Genomic DNA, 4,052 nt, shown 5'->3' on the forward strand with positions numbered 1-4,052 from the left:
AAGAAGGCAATGGTCAGCGGGGTGTTCCGGAGGACTTCCACGTAAACGGTGCTGAAACCCCGGAGGGCTGCAACGGGGGAGACACGCGCTGCTGCCAAAAGTGTTCCGACAACGAGTGCGATGATCCCGGAGACGACGGACAGGAAAAGAGTGCGGAGAAGGCCTTCCCAGTACAGGGGGAGGTTTTCAATGATGACTTCCATAGGATCCTTCGGCTCTGGGCGTTGGGGGCGAAGACGGGGAAACGGTCGCCGGGACGGGGCGGAAGGCTCCGTCCCGGCAACCGCAGGTGCCGGTTAGTAGCGGTTGATCTCGGGCAGAGCCGGGGCGGTCTTGATGACAGCGCCCGCGGTGGCTTCCCAGGCCTTCTTGTAAGACCCGTCTTCTTCGAATGCCTCAAGCTGGTCGTTGATCCAGTTGCGGAACTCGGTGTCGCCCTTCTTCAGGCCGATGCCATAAGGCTCCTTGGTGAAGGTTTCGTCCGAAGCCAGCTTGAAGGCTTCAGGCTCCTTGTCCACGAAGCCGGCGAGGATCACGTTGTCCGTGGTGATGGCTTCAACCTGCTTGTTGCGCAGCGGCTCCAGGCAAGCGGAGTATGTGGCCGCAGGAACCAGCTCGGCCTTGTACTTGTCCACAATGGTGGCTGCAGGCGTTGAACCGGTAACCGAGCAGACCTTCTTGCCGGCGACGTCTTCAGGCTTCTTGATGGTGTCGTTGTCCTTGTTGACCATCAGCGCCTGACCGGCCTCGTAGTACGGTCCGGCAAAGTCCACAACGGTCTTGCGCTTGTCGTTGATGGTGTAGGTCGCGATGACCAGGTCCACCTTGCCCTGCTCAATGAAGGGTTCGCGGTTGGCGGAGACGGTCTCGGACCACTCGATCTTGTCAGCCGCGATACCCAGCTTGGCGGCGATCAGCTTGCCCATCTCGACGTCGAAGCCCACGGGCTTGCCGTCAAGGCCGACCTGGCCGAAGAGGGGCTGATCGTACTTGGTGCCGATCTTGATGGTGCCGGCCGAGGCGAGCTTCTCCATGGTGGTGCCTGCAGCGAATGTCGGCTTCTCGGCTACCGTGGGATCGCTGGTGGTGCTGGGGGCGTCGCCGCCACAGGCGCTCAGGGACAAAGCCAAGGCAGCGGTAGCCGCCACGAAGAACGACTTCCGCCGGGTCATAAATGCCTTCATGACATTCCTTTCATTGATCGGCCGTGGGTCACGGCCTGGATGCGAACTGGAGTGTGTGTTCGTTTGCGGGTGGTGGTTAGTGGGTGAGCAGCTTGGACAGGAAGTCCTTGGCGCGGTCACTCTTGGGGTTGGTAAAGAATTCCTCCGGCGTGGCGTCTTCGACGATCTGGCCGTCAGCCATGAAAACCACGCGGTCCGCAGCCTTCCGCGCGAAGCCCATCTCGTGGGTGACCACCACCATGGTCATCCCTTCCTTTGCCAGCTGGATCATGACATCAAGGACTTCGTTGATCATCTCGGGGTCCAGTGCCGAGGTGGGCTCATCAAAGAGCATGACCTTGGGTTTCATGGCGAGGGCACGGGCGATGGCAACACGCTGCTGCTGCCCGCCGGACAGCTGCGCGGGGAGCTTGGGCGCCTGGTGTCCCACACCAACCCGCTCCAGCAGCGCCATGGCTTCCTTGTCAGCCTGCGCCTTGGCTACGCCCTTGACCTTGATGGGCCCCAGCGTCACGTTTTCCAGGATGGTCTTGTGCGCGAAAAGATTGAAGGACTGGAACACCATGCCGACATCCGCGCGGAGCTGCGCGAGTTCTTTGCCTTCTTCGGGCAGCACCTTGCCGTCGATGCTGATGGTGCCGCCCTCGATTGTTTCCAGGCGGTTGATGGCCCGGCACAGGGTGGACTTACCGGATCCCGACGGCCCGATGACAACAACAACTTCGCCCTTGCGGACGTGCAGATTGATGTCCTTCAGAACGTGCAGCTGACCGTAATGCTTATTCACACCATTCAGGGAGACGAGCGCGTCGCCAGGCACAGGAGTAGTCATAAGAAGAATCTAGCGAACAATGGCTGTTTATGAGGTGAATCACCCCAAAGTCGCACGGATCGTGATTCAAGAGATACCTGCCGCCGCCAGCGCGGCGGTGGGTCTAGCCTTGGGAGATGAGCATCAACGCAGACCCGGCCAAAACTTCCCAGCCGCGCCGCAAGGGTCCCCTCGAACTTCGACGCAAGCAAGCTGCCGTGGAAATGTCCGACCAGCATCTGCTGGATACCAAGGGCCCGGGTCAGTTCGTCCACACCGACCCCTGGCGGGTCCTGCGGATCCAGAGCGAGTTTGTTGAGGGCTTCGGGGCACTGGCAGATCTGGGACCCGCAGTGAGTGTCTTCGGCTCCGCCAGGACAAAGCCGGGCAGCCAGTACTACGAAATGGGCGTCGAGGTGGGCCGGCATCTCGCTGCCGCCGGCGTGGCAGTTATTACCGGCGGCGGCCCCGGTTCCATGGAGGCCGCCAACCGCGGCACCGTGGAGGGCAACGGCGTGTCGGTTGGCCTGGGCATTGAACTCCCCTTTGAGCAGGGCCTGAACCAGTGGGTGGACCTCGGCATTAACTTCCGCTACTTCTTTGCACGAAAGACCATGTTCGTAAAATACGCGCAGGGATTCATCGTCCTGCCTGGTGGACTGGGCACCCTCGATGAACTTTTCGAGGCGATGGTCCTGGTCCAGACCCGCAAGGTGACGTCGTTTCCGATCGTGTTGCTCGGCGTCGACTTCTGGGGTCCCATGATCGAATGGATCCGTGGAACCCTCGTGGCTGAGGGCATGGTCTCGGAAAAGGATCTGGACCTGATTCAACTTGTTGATGATCCTGCCGAAGCGGTGCAGCGGGTGCTGCACGAAGGGATTACGCCCTCGCTGAACGGCGAACAGCGGCCTGAATAACCAGTCCGCGTGGCCCGCACATCCGGATCTGGCACGATGGGTGCTGTGAGTTTTTTCCTGGTCTTCCTAGCCATCGTGCTGATCGGCGCCCCTCTATGGGCCGGCACCGGTGGCAGCCGCGGCCTTCTCGGGCGCTTCCGCAGGGGCGCCGCTCCTGACGCCGGAAGGCCAGCGCCCGACGCCGGGACGGACGTTACCGCTGCACCCGCCGCCGGGACGGTCGTTGCCGCTGCTCCCGACGCGGGGACGGACGTTGCCGCTGCTCCCGACGCGGGGACGGACGTTGCTGGCGCTCCCGGCGTTGGATCGGGCTCCCGCGGAACAGAGGCTGCCGAGCAGAAGGCCGCAAGGCCGGAAGCACCCGCACGTGGGCTCCTGTTCGGCGGGTTTGAACAGCCACCAGCCAACCTTCCGCCCGTTTTGTTGCCTGCCGAAGCCGCCCCTGCGGACATCGACCGGATCCGCTTCTCCCTGGGGCTCCGCGGCTACCGCATGGACCAGGTGGACCAGGTCCTGGACGAACTGCGCGACCAGCTCGCTGCCAAGGACGAGGAAGTAGCCAGGCTCCGCGCCCGCCTGGCTGACGCCGACCGGGGGGACACCGACCGGGTGGCTGCCGATCGGACGGACGCCGACCGGGCGGACACCGACCGGGTAGCTGCAGAGCGGGCCGCGCCGCAGGAGTCCGGCACTTGAGCACGGAAACAGGCGACCGGACAGGCCCAAGAGCCTCGGTCAGCGCCGCTGCCACGCGTGCCGCCGGCGCACTCCAACGGTGGCCATGGTGGCTGCAGGTGGGTGTGCTCTACGCCGTCTCACGGCTGGTCAGCGCCTGTATTTTCATGGCTGCAGCGCTTCACCAGGGACCCAACCCGTGGTTTCCTTCGAAGCCTGACTATTGGAATTTCATCAATATCTGGGACGCCCGCTGGTACGGGCGGATTGTCACCGAGGGCTATCCGTCCGTCCTCCCGACGGACGACGCCGGCAACGTGCAGGAAAATGCCTGGGCGTTCTACCCGCTCTTTCCGGCACTGGCACGTGCGCTGTCCGGGCTGACAGGGCTGAATCCGGCGGCGTCGCTGACCATCATCGCCATGGTTTCCGGCCTGGCGGCGGCGCTGGCGGTGTACAGCC

Annotated in this window: 4 protein-coding genes and 2 pseudogenes; 3 read left to right on the forward strand and 3 right to left on the reverse strand. The window is 63.2% G+C overall.

Annotation, left to right across the window (positions count from 1 at the left end):
- From DBR22_RS08725 to DBR22_RS08735, 3 genes are all read right to left on the reverse strand, one after another.
- Positions 1–203 (reverse strand): ABC transporter permease subunit (locus DBR22_RS08725; RefSeq protein WP_146187438.1); only part of this gene is annotated, 203 nt, incomplete at its 3' end.
- Between the two features lie 93 nt (positions 204–296).
- Positions 297–1,184, reverse strand: coding sequence for a glutamate ABC transporter substrate-binding protein (locus tag DBR22_RS08730; protein WP_108598693.1), 888 nt, complete (start codon positions 1,182–1,184; stop codon positions 297–299).
- 76 nt (positions 1,185–1,260) lie between these two features.
- Positions 1,261–2,016 carry an amino acid ABC transporter ATP-binding protein gene (locus DBR22_RS08735; RefSeq protein ID WP_108598694.1) on the reverse strand — a complete coding sequence of 252 codons (756 nt, stop codon included), beginning with the start codon at positions 2,014–2,016 and terminating at the stop codon, positions 1,261–1,263.
- A 116-nt stretch (positions 2,017–2,132) separates the two neighbouring features.
- On the opposite strand from DBR22_RS08735, the gene DBR22_RS08740 reads away from it, so the two are divergent.
- The 3 genes and pseudogenes from DBR22_RS08740 to DBR22_RS08750 all read left to right on the forward strand — a co-directional run.
- Positions 2,133–2,915, forward strand: a complete 783-nt coding sequence (locus DBR22_RS08740; RefSeq protein WP_108598695.1) for a TIGR00730 family Rossman fold protein — start codon at positions 2,133–2,135, stop codon at positions 2,913–2,915.
- Between the two features lie 369 nt (positions 2,916–3,284).
- Positions 3,285–3,611: pseudogene (locus DBR22_RS08745) on the forward strand (DivIVA domain-containing protein); the annotation flags it as partial.
- Positions 3,608–4,052: pseudogene (locus DBR22_RS08750) on the forward strand (hypothetical protein); the annotation flags it as partial. The pseudogenes DBR22_RS08745 and DBR22_RS08750, both read left to right, overlap by 4 nt.

This window comes from Arthrobacter sp. HMWF013 (genome assembly GCF_003061105.1).
Lineage (GTDB): Bacteria > Actinomycetota > Actinomycetes > Actinomycetales > Micrococcaceae > Arthrobacter.